Below are 518 nucleotides of genomic sequence, written 5' to 3' on the forward strand. Positions count from 1 at the left end.
CGATCCCGAGATCCTGCTCATGGACGAGCCGTTTGCGGCCCTCGATGCGCAGACCCGGGAGTCGTTGCAGGACGAGCTGTTGCGGATCTGGCGCGAGACCGGCAAGACCATCCTGTTCATCACGCACGGCATCGACGAGGCGGTGTACCTCGGCCAGCGCGTGGCGGTGCTCTCGCCGCGGCCGGGCCGGATCACCAATTTCGTGAAGATCGATATCGACCGTAACCACGAGGATCTGCGGTCCAGCGAGGAATTCCGGCAATACCGCCATCACATCTGGACGCTGCTGCACCAGGACGAGTTACGCGACAACACGGCTGGCGCCGAGACCGGTGCTACCCCCGAGGAGGCATCCCATGTCTAGTGCACTTGCCGCACCGCCGGAGCCGTCGACGGCCACACTGGAGGCACCTGCGGCACCGGCCGAGCCGGCTGCGATAGTCGAACGCGTGTCGCGCAGCGCGTGGCATCCGGTTGCGATCGCCAAGTCGGGTGTCAAGCGGGTGGTCGTGCCGAGT

At 66.0% G+C, this 518-nt stretch carries 1 pseudogene; it reads left to right on the top strand.

The window, feature by feature from the left end:
- Positions 1 to 364: pseudogene (locus A8G08_RS17645) on the top strand (ABC transporter ATP-binding protein); the annotation flags it as partial.
- Positions 365 to 518 lie beyond the last annotated feature (154 nt).

The sequence above is a fragment of the Aldersonia kunmingensis genome (assembly GCF_001646865.1).
Classification (GTDB): Bacteria; Actinomycetota; Actinomycetes; order Mycobacteriales; family Mycobacteriaceae; genus Aldersonia; species Aldersonia kunmingensis.